Origin of the sequence: Vibrio sp. 14G-20, assembly GCF_026241515.1 — a bacterium.
GTDB lineage: Bacteria > Pseudomonadota > Gammaproteobacteria > Enterobacterales > Vibrionaceae > Vibrio.
Map to the genome: position 1 here is coordinate 37607 of NZ_JAPHPW010000014.1, position 25259 is coordinate 62865.

Here is a 25259-nt window from a genome sequence, read left to right on the forward strand (position 1 = left end):
CGCATGCTGTGGCTTTATCTGCACTTTCCATCTCTCCAGTTGGATACCTTATTTAACTCTAATGAATTAGGTTTGAACGAAGAATCACACGAACAACCTATTATTATCGTGGATGAAAAAGATCATCGTGTGCTGCAAGCTAATCAAGCCGCGCTAGGCTCAGGCATTACACTGGACATGGGTCTAGGGTCTGCGGCGGCGCTTTGCCATAACTTACACGTCCACCCTTACAGTATTGAACTAGAGAAAAATAAGCTGAAAGAGATTGCTCAATGGGCGTATCTGGTCACTTCTGATATGGCGTTATTGCCACCTAATGGTTTATTGATTAAAGCTTCTAACATGCTGTCACTTTACGACGGGCTAGATAACTATTGGCATGAACTCAAAAACCATTTAAAAACACTCAACATCCAGTTCAGCTTCGCTACGGGTTATTCGCCGCTTTCTGCGATCCTTTTGGGTAAGCAAGCGATCAACCAAGCAACAAACAATGTTCAACAGATGAAGAGTTGGGTTAACCAACAAGCTCTAAGTTCTAGCGAACTACCGCCTAAACAAGTTGAACGCTTAAATCGTGTCGGCATTAATATCGTTGAAGAGCTATTGAAACTGCCTTTGCAAGAAGTCGCACGTCGCTTTGATATCGACTTGGTGAATTATGTTGGTCGCCTTAATGGGCAGTTCAAGCACCCTATTGATTTCTATCATCCACCAGAAAGCTTCCAGCAATATCTGGAGCTGCTGTTTGATATTGAAAACATTCTATTTATCGAAAAGCCGCTGCTGAAATTGTTGAATCAACTGGAATGCTTTTTGAAGCTACGTGACCGAGTAGCTTTTGAGTTAACGCTGACTCTGCATCTTAGAGATAAAGACGATCACCATGTCTCTTTCTATTCGGCGCAGGGTGATTATCTTGCCAGCAAATGGGCGAACCTAACGCACCTCACCTTAGAGTCACTGAAGATCACAGCCCCCGTTCAAGGACTCACTCTCTCGTTAACTCGTCATGGTGAGCCTCAAATGGCCTACCATGATCTTTTCGATGGTAATACCGGAACACTTGCCGCGCTAGATTTGCTCTCACTACTGCAAGCAAAGCTTGGGCAAGCCTGCATTCAAACACCGAAAATACAGCACGACCCAAGGCCAGAAAAGGCCAATCAGTATTCGCTCCCTACACTGAGTAAATCTGTGGCAAAGAGGCAAACGCCCACAGGGTTCGAGCAACAAGCCACTGCTTTCAACATCAACCAACAACGACTCAGGCCCAGTATTTTACTGCCAGAGCCCGAAGCCTTAACCGAAAGCGTCACCTTATCTCAAGGCCCTGAGCGCATTGTGTCTGGCTGGTGGGACGGAGAGAAAGTCATTCGTGACTACTTTATTGCTCACAGTGAAAACGGCCGCAGATTATGGGTATTTAGAACGCCAGATAAACAATGGTTTTTGCACGGTTTATTTAGCTAGCCGTAAGGCTGTTTGGTAAGTCGTTCTTACCACTTGTTCCATTTAAACGTCCCTTTTCAATCATGTTCACTCGCAACGGTTAAGTGAGATTCCATTATGTCTCAGCAGTACTCAGAGCTATTTTGCCAAAGTAATTACTCCTTCCTTGAGGGGGCTTCACACGCGGAAGAGCTGGTTTTACAGGCCGACTTCTTACGTTACAAAGCACTCGCAGTTACTGATGAGTGCTCGGTCGCAGGCATCGTTAAGGTTCACTCTGCAATCAAGCAACATAAACTGTCGCTCAAGCAAATTGTCGGGAGCATGTTTTGGTTAAATGATGAGTGCCAAGTGGTTTTGCTATGCCCAAACAGACAAGCCTATGCCGAGCTGTGCCGTATTATTACCAACGCGAGACGTCGTAGCAGTAAGGGACATTATCAGCTCTCTGAGTGGGATATCATGTCGGCTAAGCACTGCTTTATTCTTTGGCTTCCTCAACAGAAAAATGAAGACGCGCACTGGGGGCAATGGCTTTCTCAACATCATTCCGGTCGATTGTGGATCGGCTTACAACGACACCTAAAGCAAACCGACCAGCAGTACACAGATTACTGTGTTGAGCTGTCACAACATCATCAACTGCCGATAACAGCTTGTGGTGGCGTGCTGATGCACAACGCGAATCGCTTACCCTTGCAGCACTCACTCACTGCGATCAAATATCAAAAGTCAGTGACTGAAGTGGGCAATCACTTACTGGCGAATGCCGAGCGCTGTTTACGAAGCATCAATAAGCTCTCTCATATATTCAAAGCTGAGTGGCTGGAAGAGAGCAACCGAATTTCTGAACTATGTGAATTTGATTTAGGTAGCCTACGTTACGAATACCCAAGTGAGCTGATTCCTCAAGGTGAAACACCCATGAGTTATCTGCGCATGTTGGTTGAGAAAGGAAAACAAGCTCGCTTTCCACAAGGTGTCCCTCATGACATCCAACAGATCATAGATAAAGAACTAGGGCTGATTGGCGAGCTCGACTACCCTTTCTTTTTTCTCACGATTCACGACATCGTGATGTTTGCTAAAAGCCAAGGGGTTCTTTACCAAGGTCGAGGTTCAGCGGCCAATTCAGTGGTCTGTTACTGCCTAGAGATCACCTCTGTCGACCCAAGACAAATCTCAGTGCTGTTTGAACGCTTCATCAGTAAAGAGCGTGATGAGCCGCCTGATATTGATGTCGATTTTGAACACGAACGCCGTGAAGAAGTCATCCAATACATCTACAAAAAATACGGTAGAGAACGCGCTGCGCTTGCCGCGACTGTCATTTCATATCGCTTCAAAAGTGCGGTAAGGGATGTCGGCAAAGCTTTAGGGTTACAGGAAACCCAGCTTGATTACTTTATTAAGAACACCAACCGCAGAGACAAAAGCTTAGGTTGGCAGGCTCAGTTAACTCAATTAGGACTACAACCTGACTCTTTGAAGGGTCAGCAGTTTATCCATTTGGTTAATGAAATCATCGGCTTTCCACGTCACTTATCTCAGCACGTTGGTGGCTTTGTGATCTCTTCTGGACCTTTGTACGAATTGGTTCCCGTCGAGAATGCCGCGATGCACGACCGAACAATTATCCAATGGGACAAGGATGATCTAGAAACCTTAGGCTTGCTGAAAGTTGATGTACTCGCGTTGGGTATGCTCTCTGCGATTCGTAAATGTTTCGACCTAATCAAACGTATTAACGGGCGATCACTGACCATTGCTGATATCACTCGCCTCAAGGACGATCCTCAGGTTTACGGCATGATTCAACGGGCAGACACGGTCGGGATATTCCAAATTGAGTCACGTGCACAAATGAGCATGCTACCAAGGCTTAAACCGAAGACTTATTACGACTTGGTGATTCAAATCGCTATCGTACGCCCAGGACCAATTCAGGGTGATATGGTACATCCGTTTCTCAAGCGTCGAGATGGTATTGAGCCAATCAGCTACCCATCTAAGGATGTTGAATCGGTACTGTCGCGCACCTTGGGTGTACCTATATTCCAAGAGCAAGTGATCAAACTCGCGATGGTGGCCGCAGGCTTCACAGGCGGAGAAGCGGATCAACTCAGACGCGCAATGGCAGCTTGGAAGAAAAATGGCAACGTCTTTAAGTTTAAAAACAAACTCATCGAAGGCATGCAAAAACGCGGTTATAAGACAGAGTTTGCTGAGCAGATCTTTAAACAGATATGCGGTTTTGGTGAATACGGTTTTCCAGAAAGCCATTCTGCTTCATGTGCGGTGTTGGCCTATTGCTCAGCTTGGTTGAAATGTTACTACCCAGAGTGTTTTTACGCGTCTTTGCTAAATAGCCAACCTATGGGGTTCTATAGCCCATCACAGTTGGTACAAGATGCGCAGCGACATAATGTGGTAATACTTCCGGTATGTGTGAACGCTTCTCAAAACGATCACATGGTTGTCTCTCATCAGAATGGTCTAGCGATTCGATTAGGGCTACGACAAATCAAAGGATTCAGCGAACATGGCATTCAAAGCGTGCTCGCCAATCGTCCACAATCCGGTTATCGCCACCCTAGCCAGGTGAAACAATTATCGATGAATAAGAAAGATATCGAGCTACTGGCATCAGCCAATGCGCTACATAACGTTTCTGGAGACCGCTTCCAGACTCGCTGGGCGATCATGGACTCCGCTTCTGATCTACCTCTGTTTAGCCAGATCTATGACGATACCGAGGATGAGACTGGCGAACACACACTGCATAAGCCCAACGAGATGCAAGATCTACTCGAAGATTTCACAAGTGTCGGAATTTCATTAAACAAGCACCCAATCACTTTGCTCGAAGAAGCGGGGCGATTAGGTCGATTCACACACATGAAAGACTTAATACAACAAAGGCACAAATCTATGGTCACCGTTGTCGGATTAGTCACAGGCAAACAATCTCCCGGAACCGCGGCAGGTGTCACCTTTGTCACTCTAGAAGATAGCACTGGTAATATTAATGTCGTGGTATGGGGAGCAACCGCACGCGCTCAACAGCAAGCTTATCTCACAGCCAAGGCGTTAAAAGTACAAGGGATATTAGAAAAAGAAGGTGAAGTCGTGCATGTTATCGCGGGAAAACTTATCGATATTACCGATGAAATTGTTGGCTTGAAAACCAAATCTCGGGATTTTCATTAGCGAAGTACCAACTGTTCTCAATCGATCATTGGCTAAAGAAACGAGAGAAAGAGAAACGAAAAAGGGAAGCACCCGCTTCCCTTCGATTCCAATTGTTGAGTTATGACTCAACTTCAGCTTCCGTACGTCTTTTCTTAAATTCCCTATACAGTAATAAGCTCAAAGTCATAACGACTTTAGACGTTAACCATATCATTAAGAGGAACTACCTTAGATTGTGTGTGAAAAGTTACGCTAGTAGTTGAGCATATTTCGTTAAGAAAAATATACTGCGTGAATATTAGCAAACGTTTTCTATAAGGTCACTCAAAACAAACCGTACAGCAGCATTAATTATAAAATCTGACGCATTCGCTCTTGAGTCACTTCAACCAAGAGGTCTGGCTGGAACTTAGAAATAAAGCGGTTACACCCTACTTTCTCAACCATAGCTTCATTAAAACTTCCACTTAATGAGGTATTTAGCGTGATGAATAGGTCATGCATTCTTGGGTCAGTACGTACTTCGTGTGTCAGTTTATAGCCGTCCATTTCAGGCATTTCAGCATCAGTGATCATCAACAATATTTCTTGATTGATGTCTTTGCCTTCATCACACCAGCCCTTAAGTAAGGTCAGTGCTTCTAAGCCATCACAACACTCAATAATGTTCAAACCCAACTGCGACAAGGTGCCTTTGATCTGGTTACGCGCTGTTGAAGAGTCATCAACGATAAGCACGTTACGTCCTATCATCTCCTGAGCTAATTGTTCATCTAAAACGCCTTCAGAGATCGAGACATCGTAATCAATGATCTCAGCCAACACTTTCTCAACATCGATGATCTCGACGATCTTGTGCTTCTCTTCTTCTTGAATATGCGTAATAGCGGTTAGGTAGTTTGCGCGGCCTGTTGTCTTTGGCGGCGGCTGGATTTCAGTCCATGTTGTATTAACGATATTACGCACTTGCCCAACCAAGAAGCCTTGTACGGTTCGGTTGTATTCCGTAATGATCAGGTTGCTCTCTTGAGATTCCGCACGAGATGGCGGAAAGCCAATAGCACTACGCAAATCAATAACAGGCACCGATTCACCACGTAAAGACGCAACACCCGTAATATGATGATGAGAGCCCGGTAAGCGAGTGAGTACTGGCACTTTGAGGACTTCTTTCACTTTAAATACGTTAATCGCAAATAGTTGACGACTATTTAAGCTGAATAACAAGAGTTCCAGACGGTTTTCACCGACCAGCTTGGTTCTCTGATCAACCGAATTTAAAACGCCAGACATACAACACCTTAGTGACAAATAATAACTGTGGCTACAATAGCCTAATTCAATAGGTTAAAGCAAAGCGCCAATGCACAGAATGCTTAAACTAAGTACAACAAATGATGTTATACAAAGCTTAAGTACATGGAAAGGTTCAGGGTAAGGCTACAAGACGAGAAAAAGGGGCTAGCCTTCAATAACTTTCATTAACAATTGGCCATCGTATAAGGCCTGCTTGATGAGCGCAGCACCTGGCATGGTTGCCTGCTTATAAAAACGAGATTCCACCAGCTCTAAGTCTTTATGGTAAACCGATAGACTCTGCTCTTCGATACACTTTTGAATCGCTGGATATAACACGCTCTTCGCCTGATTGATAACCCCACCCACCAAGATTTTCTCTGGGTTGAACAGGTTAATCACAATCGCAATCGCAGAACCTAGGTAACGACCTAACTGTTCAATCACTTCGACAGCTAACGGATCACCATCAGCAGCGGCAGCGCAGATCTGTTCAATAGTGACGTCTTCAAACACCGTTAGCGTTGATTCTTCACCATTGGCCAAACGCGCTTTGACTTGCTCACGGATTGCCTGAGAACTCGCCACCGTTTCTAAACAGCCTCGATTACCACAGTGGCAAAGTTTGCCTTCCTTATCGATCTGGATGTGCCCCAACTCACCGATGTTACCGTGACGCCCTTGCAGAACGCGACCATCAAGAATGATCCCGGCGCCTAAACCGTGGTGAATCGAAATAAGAACAGAGTTGTCGTTGTCTTGTGAGTTACCAAACAGCTTCTCTGCTAATGCCCACGCTCGGGTATCATTGGCAATAAAAACTGGCAGGCCCGTTTCTTTGTAGATCTCCGGCCCCAACGCTAAGTTTTCAACGTTGTAGTGCGGCATCTGCAACACAATACCTTGCTCTGAATTCACCAGACCAGGCAGTGTGATTGCGATACTCGTCACCCTGTCGAGTTGCTCGGCATAGGTTTGGAAGAACTCATCGATTTCATGGAGAAGACGCGCAAGCACATCATCTTGATCTCGTTCATGGATATCAATCTTGGTATCGATAAGCACGTCACCGCCCAATTCATGGAGCGCGATCGTCAAGTATCCACGACCAAGACGCATCGACAAAAATTGCCAACCTTCGTTATTGGTTTGTAGACCGACAGCAGGACGCCCACGAGTCGTGGCTTCTTGAACCGTCGTTTCGTGAATAAGGTGAGCTTCAATGAGTTCACGGGTAATTTTAGTAATACTCGCCGGAGCCAACTCACTTTGCTTGGACAGATCGATACGAGAAATAGGACCTTTAAGGTCAATTAGTTTATATACACGACCAGCATTGACCTGTTTGATATGATCAATATGGCCCGGTTGAGCCATGTACATTTTACGCTCCAGAAATCATCAACGAGGTAATTTTTTTACTTTGCGAAGTAATTGTGAAGTCACTTGGTATATCGCCGTGACCAGTATCACGTATATACATGAATCTTTGTGTATCGAGTCAAATAGTTCGAGGAAAATTAACACCCACATCGATAATTTGCGACTTAATTTTCAGAATAAAACATCGCGTTTGAGCCCTGAATTCAATAATTAAAGGCAAATCAAGAAATATCCTCCTAGCTCCCAATAAATTATCAATTAATGCATATACTTAATTCAGTCTTTCAAAAGATTACTTGGCCTCACTCTAGGAGTATTCATGACAACCGAATTAAGAAAAACGAAAATCGTCACAACGCTAGGCCCTTCTACTGATAAAGGTAACGTGCTTGAAGAGATCATCAAGGCAGGTGCCAATATCGTCCGTATGAACTTCTCTCACGGCACCAGCGACGACCATATTCAACGCGCAGAAAAAGTCAGAGCAATAGCAAAAAGACACGGTACTCAAATCGCCATTCTCGGAGACTTACAAGGTCCCAAGATTCGTGTGTCGACATTCAAAGATGGCAAAATCCAACTTGCCGTAGGCGACCTGTTCACTCTCGATAGCAGCCTAGGTTTAGGCGAAGGTAATCAAGAAGCCGTTGGCCTTGATTACAAAGAACTGCCTAACGATGTGTCCGCCGGCGATATCCTGTTGCTTGACGATGGTCGTGTTCAACTCAAAGTAACCAAAGTAGAAGGCTGTCGCGTTCATACCGAAGTCATCATTGGCGGCCCACTCTCAAATAACAAAGGCATCAACAAAAAAGGTGGAGGCCTTTCCGCTGAAGCGCTAACAGAAAAAGACAAGCGCGACATCGTCACCGCCGCACAAATCAAAGTGGATTACCTAGCGGTGTCTTTCCCTCGTAATGGTGAAGACATGCACTATGCTCGTCAGCTTGCACGAGAAGCAGGCTTAGAAGCTCACCTCGTCGCAAAAGTGGAGCGAGCAGAGACAGTAGCCACTGTTGAGAACATGGATGACATCATAATGGCCTCAGATGTGGTCATGGTGGCTCGTGGTGACCTCGGAGTGGAAATTGGCGACCCTGAGTTGGTCGGAGTACAAAAACAACTTATACGCCGTGCCAGAGCGCTTAACCGAACAGTGATCACCGCAACTCAGATGATGGAATCAATGATTTCAGCGCCAATGCCAACCCGTGCTGAAGTCATGGACGTTGCCAACGCCGTACTCGATGGAACAGATGCTGTGATGCTTTCTGGTGAAACCGCTGCCGGTGATTACCCTGTAGAAACCGTAAAATCAATGGCAGAAGTCTGTATTGGTGCCGAAAAAATGGCAGGTATTAACAACCAATCCAATTACCGTATTGATCGCACCTTTGTCACCGCAGAAGAAACCGTGTCGATGGCGACCATCTATTCCGCGAACCATATGGAAGGCATTAAAGGTGTCGTCACTCTCACCGAATCAGGCCGCACTGCACTGATGATGTCTCGCTTAAGTGCTGATATGCCTATCTATGCATTATCTCGTAACGAAGGAACACTTAATCGCTGTACCTTGTACCGAGGTGTGACACCGATCTACTTCGAGACAGAAGCCGAGGACAGCTTCGATATTGCACTATCGACTCTTGCTTGCTTGAAAGAAAAAGGACATCTTAAGTTTGGCGACCTAGTGATCGTCACTCAAGGCGACATTATGGATGTGGCGGGGTCGACCAACTGTATGAGAATCTTGCCTGTCACCTAATATTTGACCTTAAGGCGAAACGATTCGCCTAATCTCAAAAGCCCAAAAGGGTTATCGAACCAAGTTCAATAACCCTTTTTCATTTCAGAACACGACTCACTAACGATCTGGTTAAACAGCATGATGAACTCACAGCATGCTAACTCATCAACTTCGAGGATTACTTGCCAGCAGCAATAGTGGCTAACTGTGATATATGCGAGTTGCGAGCGTTTTCCGTTGAGGTATAGGTTTCTATAAATCGGTAACCGGCTTCTAAACCCAGGTCGTAATCATACAACAAGTCTTCTTTATCACTCATTAATGAACTCGACTTGAGCGGTTGACTCGGCGCAATCTGCACCACAAACGCATCATCCGGCGGAGAGTTTAAAAAGTCTTGGGTTAAAGAGTATGTTTGATAATGCACCATCAACATGTCAGCTAACCCTGAATCAAATTTATCTCCGATTAAATGGCTTAAGCGATAAATATCATCCGCACCAAACAGCCAGCGACCACCATTCAGCAGGTCCAAATGCCCACGGTCACGTTTCTGCTCTTTTGAGCGCATGATTTGTTGTTGGAAAAAAGAGGTCCAGTCGGTTTTCCACTGTTCCACCTTTTGCTGCCAATGACCTTGAACACTGTCGAAAGATTCACGGAACCATTCCAGTTCTTCGGCAGATATCGGTTTAGGCGCTTTGACTGAAGACCCATTGACTGGTCTTTCAACCAAATGGCCATTGCCTTCCTCAACCACAGGTTCAGTGCGAATCACCACAATAGAGCGAGCTTGTCTTCGCCACGCTTCTTGAACCGGTATACACGCTGATACACCACCGTCCACATAAGCACTGTCACCAATATAAATTTCATCATTGTACAAACGAGGAATGGCGCACGTCGCGATCATCACCTTGTACCAATCTTCGCCTAGTAGCGGAAAGTAGTGGTCTCGTAAGTCTTTAGAATCCGTTACAGCCGCATAGAAATGGCGATCACCTAGCGTTTGTCGCCCTAAATCCAGGTCGAGCTTATATGGGTAAGCCATGATTTGTTCTAAGGCCCACTCTAATCCCAGATTCTTCCTGTGTCGTATATAGGAGAAGATATTAAAGAATTCAGGAGAGGTGGTTAGGTCGAGAACAAAAGAACGGCTAAGGCCTTTATCGCGGCATAGATAAGCACATAAATTAAGAGCGCCTGCTGAGGTACCAAAAAATTCGTCGAAGGGGTCAAAATTAGAGAGAAGAAAGGCATCCAGCACTCCAGAAGTAAAAATACTTCTCTGTCCGCCACCTTGAGCGACCAGTGCTGTTTTTCCAGCAATAAACTTAGCGTAATAATCCAAGTCTATCGCTGTATCAATATTGGTTATAATCCCACTATTCATTATTCCCTGAGTATAAAAACTCAGCCTCGCAATCGATGGTATTAACTACCAATCGCAATAAAGCCAAATGAAAGAATGATTGTGTAGATAAACACGGTTATTTGTAGGGCATTTTTCAGATTATGGTCCATAGACACCTCTGGCTTATTATTAATTTGTCGAGTCTCTATTTAAGTACTATCAGGTGTGTGAAGTATCTTCAAGAATCGTCGAAATTAGTCGCACAATATTGATGTAACCATCACAATTAGTAAGTGTATGGATAAGGATATACTCATGAATAACAAAGCAAATATGATGGCACTGATTACGCTTCTCTCCGCTTCAAACGCGTATGCTTCGCCGGAGATCATCATTACACCTATGGTGGGTTACACCGGCGGTGGCAGTGTCGAAGACCAGGATGGTAAAACCTATGACATGAAAGGCTCTGAAAACTACACCTTTGCAATCGAAACACCAGTTGACAAAGGACGTATCGGTTTCTTCTATTCCAATCAGAGTTCTGAATTAGAAACACTCAACCTAAGCTCCTCCATCCAATACCTGCACTTTCAAAGTAGCATCTACTACCCTGCTTCGCCTGTATTATCGGGTTATCTAGGGCTAGGCCTTGGTGCTTCTTACGTCGATGTAGATTGGGCAAAAGATAAGTATGGATTCTCAACTTCCATCTTTGGTGGCTTAGAATACAAATTTAGTGACCGATTAGCGTTGAACACACAAGTACGTTGGCTGGGTACAGTTGTCGATAACGATACCTCCGGCGTTTGTAACATCCCAAGTAACGGCCAAGAGTGCATCATTCGTTTTGATACCGACTGGATGAACCAATTCCAAGCCAATGTCGGACTGAGTTTTACTTTCTAAGCGGCCCAAATGAAAAAACCAGCTAAATGCTGGTTTTTTCATTATTAAAGCGGTTTTAGTTCAGGTTAGAACTTATAGGTAACACCTAAAGCGCCGCCCACTTGCAACTCAACACCTTTATACATATCGAGTTCAGGGTGAACTTGAGCGTAAGCATTCCAACCTTCGTAGAAATTCACTTTCACGCCTAACGGCAAGCGTAAGCCAAAGTCGTCATTCCATTCAGCCCAAGCACCAGCACCGACGTACCAGCTCAACGGAGCTTCAGTTTCGAACTGACCACGCTTCAAAATGTAATCAAATGCAGCGCCGTCATTGCCAATCGTAGCACGGTATTTCTGGTCAAATTCCACAACGACACTCAGGTCTTGGTCAATGGCGAGTCCAACTTCCAAAGCTGGAGCTTCAGAAGCTTGAGCAAACGAGGCTCCGCTGTAGCACATAAGGCCGATCAAGTAACGATGTTTCATAATATTCTCAGACTGTATTTAAAAAATGGGAGTCTACTGGAATCTCAACGAAAGGTGTCATCGCTAGGTAAAAGATAAAAGACACGAAAAACCTGAGAACGACCATCACCTGATCGAGCTTAATGGTAACTATTTGACTTAATAGGGATTAGACGCAGAAAGGTGTTTCATAGAGCAGAAAACAAAAAAAGGAGGCCTGTCGGCCTCCTTTCAATTTATTGAATCAGTGAATTAACCGTTGTTACGGATCCACTCATCCATGTCTGTTTTAAGGTTGTCAGACTTAGTACCGAAGATAGCTTGTACGCCACCAGCAACTACAACAACACCTGCAGCGCCTAGTTTCTTCAGTTTGTCTTGGTCAACAACTGCTGTATCAGCAACTGCAACACGTAGACGAGTAATACAAGCGTCAAGACCTGTGATGTTCGCTTTGCCACCGAATGCAGCAACTAGCTCACCAGCAAGCTCTGTGCCAGTTGCAACGATTTCGTCTTCTGACTCGTCTTCGCGACCTGGAGTTTTAAGGTCAAGTGCTTTAATCACAGTGCGGAATACGATGTAGTAAATTGCAGCGTAAGCAATACCACATACAACCATTAGGCCCATCTTAGACGCGTTGCCAGATAGAACTAGGAAGTCGATTAGACCGTGTGAGAAAGATGTACCGTGTACAAAACCTAGAGTGTTCGCAAGAACGTATGCAGAACCAGCTAGTAGAGCGTGGATTGCGTACAGTACTGGAGCAACGAATAGGAAAGAGAATTCGATTGGTTCAGTGATACCCGTTAGGAATGAAGTCAACGCAGCAGAAGCCATGATGCCCATTACTTTAGCGCGGTTTTCAGGCTTAGCTGAGTGTGCAATCGCGATTGCAGCAGCAGGTAGACCGAACATCTTGAACATGTAACCACCAGCTAGCTGACCGAAGCCATTGCCCGCTGCACGAGATGCGTCATCAGCAACTAGGTAACAAGTAAGAACACCGTTTTGAGTTTCGCCAGCAGCGTTTACACAAGTACCAGCTTCAAAGAAGAAAGGTACGTTCCAAACGTGGTGAAGACCAAATGGAATTAGAGAACGCTCAACGATACCGTAGATACCAAACGCCACTTGTGGGTTTTGGTGAGCAGCCCAATCAGAGAACGCAGAGATAGCGCCGCCAACTGGTGGCCATACTACAGATAGTAGGATTGCTAGACCAATCGCAGAGAAACCTGTGATGATTGGCACAGCACGCTTACCAGCGAAGAAGCCAAGGTACTCTGGTAGTTGAATACGGAAGAAGCGGTTGAATGCCCAAGCAGCAACACCACCGACTAGGATACCACCTAGTACACCAGTATCGATTTTATCAACGCCCATTACACCAGCCATTACGCCAAGTGTAGCAGTCATGATGCCGTAACCAACGATAGCAGCTAGACCCGCTACACCATCGTTGTTAGTAAAGCCAAGTGCAACACCTACTGCGAACAGTAGTGCCATTTGACCAAATACTGAACCACCAGCTTGTTCCATTAAGTTTGAAACGATTTCTGGAATGAAAGGAAGATCTGCTGCACCGACACCTAGCAAAATACCCGCAACTGGTAAAACTGATACTGGAAGCATCAGAGACTTACCAACTTTCTGCAGGCTAGCAAAAAGGTTCTTAAACATGTTTATGCTCCTGATAAAGATAAAATAATTATATTGGGTTCTAACGGCACACCCCCGTAGCCTATATGTTAGCACCCTGCGAAAATGTAACCATGTATTGCATTATATTTTCTGCCGCTAAATATATATTGATGGGGAACTAACTTTCTAGTCACTTACGAAATTTAGTTTCAAAACACGTCTTGGATCACATGTCAAATCTAGAAATGCAATGCTTTACAATCATTTAATTCATTGAAATATATAAGCATTTTTCAAGAGCCCTATTATTTTACTGGGTGAATAAAATAGGATCGAATGTTATTTTTAGTAACAAAATTACAAATGTTATAATTAGCGCTCTCAAGTTCAACATAATTCGTAAACATTAAAAAAAAACGTATTTTTGGTGATCAAAAACACAAAAAGGGAGCTTTCGCTCCCTTTTATTTGTTTACTTAGATTTTTATCGCAAAAAAAGTTTTTGGTAATTTTTGGTCGTTTGTTCGGCAACCTCTTTCATCGACACACCTTTTAATTGCGCAATGTAGGCCGCCACTTCGACTACATATGCAGGCTGATTCTGCTTTCCACGATATGGGATGGGTGCCAAGTATGGAGAATCCGTCTCGATCAGTAACCTGTCTAACGGTAGGTTTTTAACAACTTCTTTAAGTTCTGTAGCCTGCTTAAAGGTCACAATACCCGAAATTGAGATATAGAAACCCAGTTCCATTGCTGCTTCAGCGAACGCTTGATCTTCGGTAAAGCAGTGAATCACACCACCACACTTATCAGCTCCGCCATCACGTAAAATAGCTAATGTGTCTTTACGTGCGTTACGAGTGTGAATGATCAAAGGTTTATTCAGCTCAACAGCCAGCTCAACATGCTGCTTAAATCGTAGCTGTTGCAGCTCTGCCGTCTCTGGTTGGTAGTGATAATCTAAACCTGTCTCACCAATCGCCACAACCTTAGGGTTGCTCGCGTATTCACGCATTGTCTCTAGGCTGAAATCACTTTCAACATCGAGAGGGTGAACGCCACAAGAGGCTTTAACGTTATCAAACGGCGAGATCATCTCGAGCATGTTTTCAAACGAATCTAGTGTCACACCGACAGAAAGCAGCTGGTCTACATTAGCAGCCTTCGCCTTGTTCACCACATCTTCTACGCTTGTGTGTAAATCTTGATAATCCAATTTGTCTAAATGACAGTGGGAATCTACGAACATGTTTCCTCGCAAGTGGCTATTAGCCAATTCATTATGAGTAGCTCCGTATTGAGCCCAGGGTGTTGCTTTAACTGCTCAATCAATATCAGCAGCTTATTCGATGCTGCGTAAGCATTTTGATAAGACATCACTTCGACCAGTGCTTTCGCGCTAGGAGTCATAGCCTGAGTCGCCAAGTCAAAATGCAGCTTCTGCACGTCAGACAATAAGTGCCATAGCCAACCCAATTGAATCAAAGGGTCTTTGCTAAGCTCTGTCGAGAATTTTAGCATGTCAGGTTGAGTGCCCTTAATGACATTAACAAAGCCATCGAGCGCTTTGGTCGAAGCTTCAACTCCACCCTGCTCGAACATCGCCTTTGCTTTTAAAGGCGCGTTGTCATTCAGCGCTAAAATATATTGTGGAACAGCCTTACCAACTTCACCATCTAACCAAGCCGATCCTGCCTCTAACTGTGGGCTTACCACATTAAATTGTTGGCAACGGCTAATGATAGTTGGCATCAAGCGGTTACTGTTACGAGTAGACAGAATGAAGATGCACTTGCTTGATGGCTCTTCCAGAGTTTTCAGTAATGCATTGGAAGCCGATTCGTTCATTGCTTCAGCAGGGTTAAGCAAGATAACGCGCAAACCACCTAACTGCGACGATTGTTGAGCCCAGCGGTTACTGGCACGCACTTGATCAACCGTGATCGCCTTGCCTTCTTTCTCTGGTGAGATCACATGAAAATCAGGATGACTCCCCGACTTCATTAATTCACAGCTGTGGCAAAACCCGCACGACTCGTTTTCATAATTCGTGCACATCAAAACGTCGGTAAGTTGGCTAATCAACGCATCAACGCCGAGCCCTTCCGGTGCATTAACAATCACAGAGTTAGGAAAACGCTCCGCATCGAGACTTTTTTTCCACTCACTCCATACCGGTGTGAGCCAAGAATACACTTCCGCCATGATTACCTACTGTTTGTCGAGCCAAGCAGTTAGCGCGACTTTAATATCAGCGGCTACTTGCTCAATTTCTTGCTGCGCGTTAATCACAAGTACAGAATCATCTTGTTTTGCAATTTCTAGATAGCGCTCACGCGTACGCTCAAAGAATGAGATGTCCATCTTTTCAATTCTATCAAGCTCACCACGGCCTCTAGCACGCTCTAGACCTACTCTAGGGTCTAGGTCCAAATATAGCGTTAGATCGGGTTTAAAGCCGCCTAGCGTGGTTGCTTTCAGTGATTCCATAGTCGTGCGCGCGATCTGACGACCACCGCCTTGGTATGCCTGTGAAGACATATCATGACGATCACCCAATACCCATTGACCACTGTCGAGTGCGGGCTTGATGACGTTTTCTACTAATTGAACACGTGCTGCATACATCAGCAGCAATTCAGTCATGTCTTGAAGCTTCTCGCCTTCGTGCTCTTCTTTAACCAATGAGCGCATCTTTTCAGCTAAGACAGTCCCACCCGGCTCACGAGTATTAACAATATCCTCAACACCCGATGCTTTTAATGTCTCAACGATGGCATTGATTGCTGTGCTTTTACCAGCGCCTTCAAGGCCTTCAACCACGATAAATTTCGACTGATTCATAATTATTTCTTTATCTGTTTTTTCTTAATTGCTTTAAGTAAGCTCGCACTGCACGGTTATGCTCAGTCAAACTCTTTGAAAATACGTGACCACCTGTCCCACTCGCAACGAAATACAAGTAGTTGCTCTTCTCTGGATTCAACGCCGCGTTGATAGACGCTTTGCCTGCCATAGCGATAGGAGTCGGTGGCAAGCCACTCATTGTATAGGTGTTGTACGGCGTTGGCGTGCGTAAGTCTTTTTTACGGATATTGCCATCGTAGCTGTCACCCATGCCGTAGATAACCGTTGGATCAGTTTGCAGACGCATACGCTTGTTCAAGCGGTTAACGAACACAGAAGAAACACGCTCACGTTCTGACGCAACGGCGGTCTCTTTCTCAATAATAGACGCAAGAATTAACGCTTCGTATGGCGATTTAAGAGGAAGCTTATCATCTCGATTTTCCCACTCTTCATTCACCACGTTCATTAGATCTCGGTGGGCGCGCTTCAACAGATCTAAATCCGTTGTGCCATAGGTGTAGTGATACGTTTCTGCTAAGAAAAGACCTTCAAGCTTTTCATTTTCAATACCCAACTTTTCAGCGATCTCTGTTTCAGACACACCATCCAGCGTCTGTTGAATGAATTCGTTGTCTTTTAGCTGAACAAGCCACTCATCAAAGCGACTGCCTTCTACGAAAGTAATCATGAACTGGTGCTCTTTCCCTTCGACCAGCACTTGTAGCGCTTGCTCGAGGGTTAAACCTGGCTCAAGCAGGAATGTACCCGCTTTTACGTCTACAAGCTCAGGATGTAACTTACGGATTAATTTCTCGTAAGGAGAAGCCTCAAATAGCCCCTCATTTATCAACTGTGCCAGAACACGATTAAAGCTGCTGCCTGAAGCAACAGTCACAACTTGTGGTTTTTCTAATTGAATAACTTGTTTCAGGTTATCTTGCGCTTGGTTATAAATGTAGAAACCAGCAGCACCGGCTGCAATTAGGCACAAGATAATAAAAATAAATAACTTTTTGATCACGAGTTTAGTTGTCCTTGAAGGCTACGAGTAACGTTTCCAATGTTAAATTGGGTATCACTTATACGGGTAACTGGGGCAACCCCTAAGATGGAGTTGGTCATGAAAACCTCATCAGCTTGCATGAGTTGAGATAAGCAGTAGTCACTAATAGTAACGGAAAGTTCAGCTTGATTCAGCGCGGTTAACACTTGCTTACGCATAACCCCAGCAACGCCACTTTGCGTCAGTTGAGGAGTGTGAATCGTCTGCCCTTTTCGCCAAAACAGATTGGCCATGGTGGTTTCAATCACATTACCTGAGATATCAAGAACCACACCATCAACTTCATTAGCTTGATCCATTTCATCTTTCATCAAAATCTGCTCAAGACGATTATTGTGCTTATGGCCAGCAAGTAGTGGGCTCAAACCTAGCGCTTGATGACAGATACCGAGTTCAACACCGTAGTCTTGCCACGCTGAATAATGACTTGGGTAATCAAAAGTACTGATGGTGATTGTCGGCTTGGCGATATTCTTCGTACTGTAGCCACGCCCGCCTGCCCCACGGCTAACGTGCAGTTTGATCCCTGATTTTTCATTATGAAGATCGTTATCTTGGATATGTTGAAGCGCACTATCGAGCCAAACATTAACTACATCCCAATCAAGAGCAGAAATGCGTAACGCTTTCAGGCATTCATCGACGCGACGCTGATGATCGTGAAAATGTTGAATCTGACCACCTTGAACAAGCATGGTGGTAAAACAGCCATCTCCGTACTGAAACGAACGGTCCAAGATATCGACAGTTTGCTGGCTTTCTCCATCAACCCAAAACATGTTTTTCCCCATAAAAAGAAACGGCTCAATGCTAAAGCATCAAGCCGTTTAAAAACAAGTCTAATTGTGACTATCTACGAGTGTTTACGTCTTTAATAAGATGATTAAATCTTTTTGAAGATCAAACAGCCGTTTGTACCACCGAAACCGAATGAGTTACATGCAGCATATTCCATGTTGCTAACTTCACGCGCAGTGTGAGGTACTAAGTCAATATCTAAGCCTTCTTCAGGATCATCTAGGTTGATTGTTGGTGGAACAATTTGATCAACCAGAGACATAGCCGTGATGATAGCTTCAGCAGAACCTGCAGCACCTAAAAGGTGACCAGTCATCGATTTCGTAGAAGAAACCAATACTTGCTTGCTGCCTGCTTCGCCAAGAGCACGTTTAATGCCCTTAACTTCTGCTACGTCACCCGCAGGAGTCGATGTACCGTGTGCGTTAACATAACCGATTTGCTCACCAGTAATGCCAGCATCACGCATAGCCGCTTCCATCGCTAATGCACCACCAGAGCCATCTTCACTTGGAGATGTCATGTGGTAAGCGTCACCCGACATACCGAAGCCAACTAGCTCACAGTAAATCTTAGCGCCACGAGCTTTCGCATGTTCGTACTCTTCAAGAACCATCATGCCTGCACCGTCACCAAGAACGAAGCCATCACGGCCTTTGTCCCATGGACGAGAAGCTTTTTGAGGCTCATCGTTACGAGTAGACAGTGCTTTAGCCGCACCAAAACCACCCATACCTAGTGGCGTTGATGCTTTTTCAGCACCACCCGCTAGCATTGCGTCAGCATCGCCGTATGCAATCATACGAGCCGCGTGACCAATGTTATGTAGGCCAGTCGTACATGCAGTAGAAATCGCGATGTTTGGACCACGTAGGCCGCGCATGATAGACATGTGACCAGCAATCATATTCACGATCGTAGACGGTACGAAAAACGGGCTGATCTTACGAGGGCCTTTTTCAGTTAGAGCTTGGTGACCGGCTTCGATCAAACCAAGACCACCAATACCAGAACCGATAGCAACACCCACACGAGGAGCGTTTTCTTCAGTAATAGTTAGGGCTGAATCATCTAAAGCTTGAATACCTGCTGCGACGCCGTACTGGATGAACAAGTCCATCTTACGAGCATCTTTTTTAGTCATATACTCTTCGCAGTTAAAGTCTTTAACTAAACCTGCAAAACGAGTTGAGAAATTGGTTGCATCAAAATGATCGATATTAACGATACCACTTTGACCAGCTAGCAGGGCTTTCCAAGAAGATTCTACAGTGTTGCCTACCGGCGACAACATACCCATGCCAGTGACAACTACACGACGCTTGGACACGATATTACACTCCGGGGATTGAGGTGATTTAAGATGAGGATAGATGAGTTAGATAAAACACAGGCGGTCGAGGTGACCGCCTGGGACAGATTATTACTGAGCGCTAGTTACGTAATCGATAGCTGCTTGAACAGTAGTAATTTTCTCAGCTTCTTCATCTGGGATTTCAGTGTCGAATTCTTCTTCTAGAGCCATTACTAGCTCAACTGTGTCTAGAGAATCTGCACCTAGGTCATCAACGAAAGAAGCTTCGTTTTTAACTTCAGCTTCGTCTACACCTAGCTGTTCAACAATGATTTTCTTTACGCGTTCTTCGAGGTTGCTCATTTTTTCTTTTCCTTTACAGAGTTCGCTTTATGCGATGTTTTCCGTAGTTTATTCAATCTATTGAAAGTTGCAAGGTCAACTTTTCTGGTCAAACCACAATTTTCACGATTTTAACCGAAATTACGTATGATCTTGACTTAAATCATGCACAAATGTTGCACATAATTTACACCATGTACATACCGCCATTGACGTGAAGTGTTTCACCTGTGATATAAGCTGCCGCAGGTGACGCCAAAAATACCACAGCTTCAGCGATTTCGCGAGGGTCACCTAGTCGACCTGCTGGTACATTCGCCAAAGTTGCTGCACGTTGGTCATCATTTAGCGCTTTAGTCATGTCAGTTTCGATGAAACCAGGCGCTACAGTGTTGACTGTAATGCCACGAGACGCAACTTCACGTGCCATTGATTTAGTAAAACCAATTACACCTGCTTTTGCAGCTGCGTAGTTAGCTTGACCAGCGTTACCCATAGTACCTACTACAGAACCAACGTTTACGATACGACCTTGACGCTTCTTCATCATGCCACGCAATACAGCTTTAGACATGCGGAAGATAGGCGTTAGGTTAGTATCGATGATGTCATTCCATTCGTCATCTTTCATACGCATAAGTAGGTTGTCACGAGTGATACCGGCGTTGTTAACTAGAATGTCAATCGCACCGAATTCATCGTTGATGGTTTTCAGTGTAGCAGCAATTGAGTCAGTATCAGTTACATTAAGAGCAAGACCTTTACCGTTCTCACCTAGGTACTCGCTGATTGCAGCTGCGCCGCCTTCAGATGTAGCAGTACCGATAACTTTAGCACCACGCTCAACTAAAAGTTCAGCGATTGCACGACCTATGCCACGGCTTGCGCCTGTAACGAGTGCAACTTTGCCTTCTAAATTCATCATAACTTCTCTATTAAGTGGTTATTTACTTAGCTGCTTCTAGTGATGCAGTGTCATTAACTGCAGCAGCTGTCATAGTTTTTACGATTCGTTTTGTTAGACCAGTAAGAACCTGACCAGGGCCTAATTCAAGTAGCTTCTCAACGCCTTGCTCATTCATCGCTTGTACACCCTCAGTCCAACGAACTGGGCTGTATAGCTGACGAACAAGTGCGTTTTTAATTTTTGCAGGGTCTGTTTCAGCAATAACATCAACGTTATTGATAACAGGCAATGCTGGCGTGTTGAACTCTAAAGCTTCTAGAGCCACTGCTAGCTTGTCTGCTGCTGGCTTCATCAGTGCACAGTGAGACGGCACAGAAACAGGTAACGGAAGTGCACGCTTAGCGCCCGCTTCTTTACAAAGTGCACCAGCACGCTCTACTGCCGCTTTGTTACCCGCGATAACAACTTGGCCAGGAGAGTTAAAGTTAACTGGAGACACAACTTCGTCTTGCGCCGCTTCTTCACACGCTTTAGCAATCGCTTCATCGTCTAGACCGATGATTGCGTACATTGCGCCAACGCCTGCAGGAACCGCTTCTTGCATCAATTGACCACGCAATTCAACCAGCTTGATCGCTTCTTTAAAGTCGATAACGCCAGCACATACAAGTGCAGAGTACTCACCTAGGCTGTGACCTGCTAGATTTGCAGGTTGCTCTAGGCCAAGCTCTTGCCATACACGCCAAATTGCAACAGACGCTGTTAGTAGAGCCGGTTGAGTGCGAAAAGTTTCATTTAGATTTTCTACTGGACCATCTTGAACCAATGCCCATAGATCGTAACCAAGTGCTTCTGAAGCTTCAGCAAATGTCTGTTTTACAACATCATACTGTTCGCCTAGGTCAGCAAGCATACCGATAGCTTGAGAGCCTTGGCCTGGGAATACGATAGCAAACTTGCTCATTGTAATTTTCCTTTAAGCAAAGCAAAAAATTGAATAAGGCACATAAGTATGTGCCTTGTTTATTGATTATCGCTTGGGGTTAGAATTTAACTAATGCAGAACCCCAAGTGAAGCCGCCGCCAAATGCTTCAAGTAGAAGCGTTTGACCACGTTTAATTCGCCCGTCGCGAACAGCCTCATCTAGGGCCGTTGGTACAGTAGCTGCTGAAGTGTTGCCGTGCTTATCAAGAGTAATCACTACTTGATCAAGCGACATTGTCAGCTTTTTAGCCGTTGCCGAGATAATACGGTAGTTCGCTTGGTGTGGAACTAACCAATCCAGCTCTGACTTATCCATATTGTTCGCAGCTAATGTGTCTTTAACTAGCTTAGAAAGCTGAGTTACCGCCACTTTAAATACTTCGTTGCCCGCCATGTGCAGCCATTTGTCTGCATCACCACCACGCTCTGGTACTTCTAGGCTTAGAAGCTCACCGTATTTACCGTCAGAGTAAATATGAGTAGACAAAATACCTGGCTCTTCGCTTGCGCCTACAACCACCGCGCCTGCTGCATCACCAAATAGGATGATAGTAGAGCGGTCAGTCGGATCACAGGTTTTTGACAGTGCATCAGCACCAATTACCAAAACGTTCTTACACATGCCAGTCTTGATGTGTTGATCAGCAACAGACAGTGCGTAGACAAAACCAGAACACGCTGCAGCCAAATCAAACGCAGGACAGCCTTTGATGCCAAGCTTGCCTTGTACCTGACATGCCGAAGACGGGAATGTGTGGCTACTGCTGGTTGTCGCAACGATGATTAAATCAATCTCTTCTTTGTCGATACCTGCCATTTCAATGGCATTTTCAGCAGCGTAAAACGCCATATCCGCAACGGTTTCATTTTCCGCTGAAATACGACGCTCTTTAATACCAGTTCTAGCAACGATCCACTCGTCGCTAGTCTCTACCATTTTCTCTAAGTCTGCGTTAGTACGCACCTGAGATGGCAAGTAGCTGCCAGTACCTAAAATTTTGCTATACATGAAGACTAATAATGCCTCTCGAGTAAAACCGCTTCCAAACGATCGCTAATGCGGCTGGGGACTTGTCGTTTGACCTCGTGTACTGCTTCACCAATCGCGTTGACGACTGCAGACACATCAGCACTTCCATGACTTTTAATGACAATGCCGCGCAATCCTAACAAACTTGCGCCGTTATACTGGTCGGGGTTCAAGGTTTTTAATTCAGTAAATAGCTCAGAAAACAGCATTCTGGCTATCCAACCCTTTATTGTTGAAGCCATCATGCGCGTTTTTAGCTTATCAATAAAGAGCTGAGCTGTACCTTCGCACGTTTTTAAGCAGACATTGCCCACAAAACCATCACATACGACGACATCAGCAGCATCTTGAAGTAATTGATTACCTTCAATATAGCCTATGAAGTTCACAGACTGAGTATTAGACAACATTTCAGCGCATCGTTTTACAAGGTCATTGCCTTTAATTTCTTCTGCGCCGATATTCAAGATAGCGACACGTGGTGCGCGACCTAAATGTTGTTCGGCTAATGCACTGCCCATGACAGCAAACTGAAAGAGTGAATCTGCGTCACTAGAAACGTTGGCCCCTAAATCAAGCATCCATGTGCGATTTCCGGATGCAGTAGGCAAGGCTGAAACTAATGCAGGCCTATCAATACCGGGAAGAAGCTTGAGTCTGAAACGGGATAAAGCCATCAGTGCGCCAGTGTTACCACCACTCACACAAGCATCAGCCTGTGATTCTGCAACCAGATCGATAGCGGCACGCATAGAGCTACCCTGACTATTACGTAAGGCTAGTGAAGGTTTTTCAGAATTGGAAATGACTCGATCACAATGCTGGATACTCAAACGAGAATCAGGCATTCGACCTAATGAAGATAATTGAGATGTGATCGCGTTTCGATCACCTATGAGAATGACTTTTAGCTCTGGGAAATACGACAGTGCCTGCACGGCGGCAGGCACTGTTACACGAGGACCGAAGTCCCCGCCCATTGCATCAAGCGCAACGGTTAGATTTTGCAAAGGTCAACCTTACTTGTTGATAACCTTTTTGCCGCGGTAGAAACCTTCGGCAGTCACGTTGTGACGTAGGTGAGTTTCACCTGAAGTTGCGTCTACAGAAAGTGCAGCTGTAGTTAGCGCATCGTGTGAACGACGCATGCCACGCATTGAACGTGATTTCTTGCTCTTTTGTACGGCCATTGACCCTACTCCTATGTAAATTCTTAAAGAAGCAATTACTTCTTTAAGCTTTTTAAAACATCAAATGGATTCGGCTTTTTGTCTTCCTCAATTTCTTCAGGAAGTTCACCAAACACCAAGTTATTTGAGTTAACGCTACATTTCGCATCGTCGTGCATTGCTATTTGAGGCAATCCAAGGATGAACTCGTCTTCAACTAATTGAATCAGGTCTAACTCACCGTACTCGTTCAGATCTACCAAATCGTACTCTTCCGGTGCTTCCTCTTCACTTTTCTCGCTGTAAACAGGAGTATAAGTAAATTGGACATCGCACTCATGTGCGAAAACCTCATTACAACGTTGACACTCTAAATCGACTTCGACGTTAGCTTTACCAGAGATAACGACTAATCGTTGTTCATCAAGCCCAAATGACATTGAGACTTGCGCGTCACGTTTTACGCCTTCAGTTGCTTCGGTTAAACGCTTTAAAAGACTGACCTGAATGATGCCATTCATATCGAGTCGTTTTTGAGCCGTTCTTGCCGGATCAACTGTACGCGGTATTTTTTCCTTTTGCATAGGGCGCGAATCTTATCTTCCAAATCGTGTTTAGTCAAAGGAAATGGCAAAAAAAATGTACTTTCCTGCCTTTCCTATTCAGAGCATTATGAATAGCAGGACAAGTTACGTTATCCTGAGATAAATGCTTCCTTGAATTGTAAATTAAAATGAGAAATTACCAACTAGTTTTAGCCTCTACATCACCATTTAGGCAAGAGATCCTCAAAAAACTACAGTTAAGCTTCATTACAGCCAAGCCAGACTGCGATGAAACGCCGCTTCCAGAAGAGACACCGCAACAGTTGGTGATGCGCCTTGCTGAAACCAAAGCTAAGTCTTGTGCTGTCGAGCAACCTAGCTTAGTCATTGGTTCTGATCAGGTTTGTGTCATTGACGGAGAGATCATTGGTAAGCCTCATACTCGAGAAAAAGCGATCGAACAATTATCTCGTCAAAGCGGCAAGAGCATTACTTTTTATACTGGCCTTTCGGTTTGGAACAGCGAAACCAATAAAGCTGACACGCGTCTCGACACCTTTGTTGTGCATTTCCGTGATTTAACCGAACAGCAGATCATCTCTTATGTTGAGAAAGAACAGCCTTATTACTGCGCGGGCAGCTTTATGTGTGAAGGGTTAGGCATCGCGTTGTTTAAACAGATGGAAGGCAAAGATCCGAACACCTTAATCGGTCTACCACTGATCGACTTAGTCGATATGTTAGATACCCAAGGGATGAGCGTGCTTTAACTAGCGCTTACCACATTGACAGAGACTCCCTACTCCTTCCTTCGTCAGTCTCGGGAATACAGGAATAGCCACCA

General features: G+C 44.8%; 24 protein-coding genes. 5 read left to right on the forward strand and 19 right to left on the reverse strand.

Annotation, left to right across the window (positions count from 1 at the left end; translation table 11 throughout):
* Positions 1 to 3 precede the first annotated feature (3 nt).
* Together OQJ75_RS13820 and OQJ75_RS13825 are read left to right on the forward strand one after the other, a co-directional pair.
* Complete coding sequence (locus OQJ75_RS13820; RefSeq protein WP_265973310.1) at positions 4 to 1473, forward strand: Y-family DNA polymerase; 1470 nt, start codon at positions 4 to 6, stop codon at positions 1471 to 1473.
* 96 nt (positions 1474 to 1569) lie between these two features.
* Positions 1570 to 4662: an error-prone DNA polymerase gene (locus OQJ75_RS13825; protein ID WP_265973308.1), complete on the forward strand. Its 3093-nt coding sequence runs from the start codon at positions 1570 to 1572 to the stop codon at positions 4660 to 4662.
* 333 nt (positions 4663 to 4995) lie between these two features.
* On the opposite strand, the gene OQJ75_RS13830 is transcribed toward OQJ75_RS13825, so the two are convergent.
* Together OQJ75_RS13830 and OQJ75_RS13835 are read right to left on the reverse strand one after the other, a co-directional pair.
* Positions 4996 to 5937, reverse strand: coding sequence for a chemotaxis protein CheV (locus tag OQJ75_RS13830; protein ID WP_265973307.1), 942 nt, complete (start codon positions 5935 to 5937; stop codon positions 4996 to 4998).
* Between the two features lie 168 nt (positions 5938 to 6105).
* Positions 6106 to 7323: an ROK family protein gene (locus tag OQJ75_RS13835; protein ID WP_248372153.1), complete on the reverse strand. Its 1218-nt coding sequence runs from the start codon at positions 7321 to 7323 to the stop codon at positions 6106 to 6108.
* Between the two features lie 319 nt (positions 7324 to 7642).
* Between OQJ75_RS13835 and pyk the strand changes: the two genes are divergently transcribed.
* Complete coding sequence (gene pyk / locus OQJ75_RS13840) at positions 7643 to 9091, forward strand: pyruvate kinase (protein WP_265973305.1); 1449 nt, start codon at positions 7643 to 7645, stop codon at positions 9089 to 9091.
* Between the two features lie 160 nt (positions 9092 to 9251).
* On the opposite strand, the gene OQJ75_RS13845 is transcribed toward pyk, so the two are convergent.
* Both OQJ75_RS13845 and OQJ75_RS13850 read right to left on the reverse strand, forming a co-directional pair.
* Positions 9252 to 10466 carry a patatin-like phospholipase family protein gene (locus tag OQJ75_RS13845; protein WP_265973304.1) on the reverse strand — a complete coding sequence of 405 codons (1215 nt, stop codon included), beginning with the start codon at positions 10464 to 10466 and terminating at the stop codon, positions 9252 to 9254.
* A gap of 41 nt (positions 10467 to 10507) precedes the next feature.
* Complete coding sequence (locus OQJ75_RS13850; protein ID WP_102308674.1) at positions 10508 to 10597, reverse strand: YnhF family membrane protein; 90 nt, start codon at positions 10595 to 10597, stop codon at positions 10508 to 10510.
* 145 nt (positions 10598 to 10742) lie between these two features.
* Here OQJ75_RS13850 and OQJ75_RS13855 point away from each other — a divergent pair, with 145 nt between their 5' ends.
* The gene (locus tag OQJ75_RS13855; RefSeq protein ID WP_248372158.1) at positions 10743 to 11336 is read left to right on the forward strand and encodes a porin family protein; all 594 of its coding nucleotides are present in this window, start codon (positions 10743 to 10745) and stop codon (positions 11334 to 11336) included.
* Between the two features lie 65 nt (positions 11337 to 11401).
* On the opposite strand, the gene OQJ75_RS13860 is transcribed toward OQJ75_RS13855, so the two are convergent.
* The 15 genes from OQJ75_RS13860 to yceD all read right to left on the reverse strand — a co-directional run bounded on the left by OQJ75_RS13860 (position 11402) and on the right by yceD (position 24454).
* Positions 11402 to 11806 carry a hypothetical protein gene (locus tag OQJ75_RS13860; protein WP_265973301.1) on the reverse strand — a complete coding sequence of 135 codons (405 nt, stop codon included), beginning with the start codon at positions 11804 to 11806 and terminating at the stop codon, positions 11402 to 11404.
* A 231-nt stretch (positions 11807 to 12037) separates the two neighbouring features.
* Positions 12038 to 13468 carry a PTS glucose transporter subunit IIBC gene (gene ptsG, locus OQJ75_RS13865; protein WP_102437028.1) on the reverse strand — a complete coding sequence of 477 codons (1431 nt, stop codon included), beginning with the start codon at positions 13466 to 13468 and terminating at the stop codon, positions 12038 to 12040.
* A 445-nt stretch (positions 13469 to 13913) separates the two neighbouring features.
* Positions 13914 to 14681 (reverse strand): TatD family hydrolase, encoded by a 768-nt coding sequence (locus tag OQJ75_RS13870; RefSeq protein ID WP_265973299.1) that lies wholly within the window; start codon positions 14679 to 14681, stop codon positions 13914 to 13916.
* Positions 14672 to 15637 (reverse strand): DNA polymerase III subunit delta', encoded by a 966-nt coding sequence (locus OQJ75_RS13875; RefSeq protein ID WP_265973297.1) that lies wholly within the window; start codon positions 15635 to 15637, stop codon positions 14672 to 14674. The genes OQJ75_RS13870 and OQJ75_RS13875 overlap by 10 nt, the downstream gene beginning before the upstream one ends.
* Before the next feature lie 6 nt (positions 15638 to 15643).
* Complete coding sequence (tmk, locus tag OQJ75_RS13880; protein WP_265973295.1) at positions 15644 to 16276, reverse strand: dTMP kinase; 633 nt, start codon at positions 16274 to 16276, stop codon at positions 15644 to 15646.
* A 10-nt stretch (positions 16277 to 16286) separates the two neighbouring features.
* Complete coding sequence (gene mltG, locus OQJ75_RS13885) at positions 16287 to 17303, reverse strand: endolytic transglycosylase MltG (RefSeq protein WP_265973293.1); 1017 nt, start codon at positions 17301 to 17303, stop codon at positions 16287 to 16289.
* On the reverse strand, positions 17300 to 18124 hold the full coding sequence (gene pabC / locus OQJ75_RS13890) for an aminodeoxychorismate lyase (RefSeq protein ID WP_265973291.1): 825 nt from the start codon (positions 18122 to 18124) through the stop codon (positions 17300 to 17302). Before pabC ends, mltG begins: the two co-directional genes overlap by 4 nt.
* 104 nt (positions 18125 to 18228) lie before the next feature.
* Positions 18229 to 19473 (reverse strand): beta-ketoacyl-ACP synthase II, encoded by a 1245-nt coding sequence (gene fabF / locus OQJ75_RS13895; RefSeq protein ID WP_010437291.1) that lies wholly within the window; start codon positions 19471 to 19473, stop codon positions 18229 to 18231.
* Between the two features lie 93 nt (positions 19474 to 19566).
* Positions 19567 to 19800, reverse strand: coding sequence for an acyl carrier protein (gene acpP, locus OQJ75_RS13900; protein WP_004737381.1), 234 nt, complete (start codon positions 19798 to 19800; stop codon positions 19567 to 19569).
* A gap of 166 nt (positions 19801 to 19966) precedes the next feature.
* Positions 19967 to 20701, reverse strand: a complete 735-nt coding sequence (gene fabG / locus OQJ75_RS13905; RefSeq protein ID WP_170962450.1) for a 3-oxoacyl-ACP reductase FabG — start codon at positions 20699 to 20701, stop codon at positions 19967 to 19969.
* A gap of 25 nt (positions 20702 to 20726) precedes the next feature.
* Complete coding sequence (fabD, locus tag OQJ75_RS13910; protein ID WP_265973285.1) at positions 20727 to 21650, reverse strand: ACP S-malonyltransferase; 924 nt, start codon at positions 21648 to 21650, stop codon at positions 20727 to 20729.
* 79 nt (positions 21651 to 21729) lie between these two features.
* Positions 21730 to 22680 (reverse strand): beta-ketoacyl-ACP synthase III, encoded by a 951-nt coding sequence (locus OQJ75_RS13915; RefSeq protein WP_017054985.1) that lies wholly within the window; start codon positions 22678 to 22680, stop codon positions 21730 to 21732.
* 5 nt (positions 22681 to 22685) lie between these two features.
* Positions 22686 to 23711, reverse strand: a complete 1026-nt coding sequence (plsX, locus tag OQJ75_RS13920) for a phosphate acyltransferase PlsX (protein WP_017062152.1) — start codon at positions 23709 to 23711, stop codon at positions 22686 to 22688.
* A gap of 9 nt (positions 23712 to 23720) precedes the next feature.
* The gene (gene rpmF, locus OQJ75_RS13925; protein WP_004737376.1) at positions 23721 to 23891 is read right to left on the reverse strand and encodes a 50S ribosomal protein L32; all 171 of its coding nucleotides are present in this window, start codon (positions 23889 to 23891) and stop codon (positions 23721 to 23723) included.
* 35 nt (positions 23892 to 23926) lie between these two features.
* Positions 23927 to 24454: a 23S rRNA accumulation protein YceD gene (yceD, locus tag OQJ75_RS13930; protein ID WP_050711771.1), complete on the reverse strand. Its 528-nt coding sequence runs from the start codon at positions 24452 to 24454 to the stop codon at positions 23927 to 23929.
* Between the two features lie 149 nt (positions 24455 to 24603).
* On the opposite strand from yceD, the gene OQJ75_RS13935 reads away from it, so the two are divergent.
* Positions 24604 to 25185 carry a Maf family protein gene (locus OQJ75_RS13935; protein WP_248389799.1) on the forward strand — a complete coding sequence of 194 codons (582 nt, stop codon included), beginning with the start codon at positions 24604 to 24606 and terminating at the stop codon, positions 25183 to 25185.
* Positions 25186 to 25259: the final 74 nt, after the last annotated feature.